This is a genomic window from Mycolicibacterium sp. XJ2546 (assembly GCF_053483195.1).
Window position 1 is genome coordinate 1 of sequence record NZ_JBEFRW010000054.1, and the last position, 623, is coordinate 623.

Here is a 623-nt window from a genome sequence, read left to right on the forward strand (position 1 = left end):
TTGCTGGCCGATTACGCCCGCCGTCCAGAAGTGGTGCAGCTGGCCGATTCCTGGAAGCAGCTGGCGTCGGCCCCGGCAGTGCTGCCCGCGGTGCAACCCGATGTCGATACGTACGGGACGGCCGGCAGATTCACCGCGGAGCTGGACGCCGAAACCACCGCCATGCTTCTCGGCGAGGTGCCCGCGGCGTTTCACGCCGGCACCCAAGACATTTTGTTGATCGCGTTCGCGTTGGCGTGGGCGCAACACCTGGGCAGGCCCGACACGCCGATCGGCATCGATGTGGAAGGGCACGGACGGCAGGAGGAACTGGGCGCCGACCTGGACCTGTCACGCACGGTCGGCTGGTTCACCGCCAAATACCCGGTGTCGCTGACGATGCGCGGACTGTCATGGGCACAGGTGGTGGCCGGTGACGCGGCGCTGGCCGCCGTGCTCAAGGACGCCAAGGAGCAACTTCGTTCGCTGCCCGACGGTCTGACCTACGGTCTACTGCGCTACCTGAACGCCGGGGCCGAGCTGGGCGGCGCCGACCCGGCGATCGGATTCAACTATTTGGGCCGCCTTGGCGCGTCGAGCGACGACGGATGGCAGATGACCGCCGACGCCCTGTCGTTGTCGGG

At 67.7% G+C, this 623-nt stretch carries 1 protein-coding gene; it reads left to right on the forward strand.

Annotated elements, in window-relative coordinates:
* Positions 1–623, forward strand: a 623-nt coding sequence (locus tag ABQE44_RS25795; protein WP_448432655.1) for a condensation domain-containing protein, incomplete at both ends; no start/stop codon positions are given.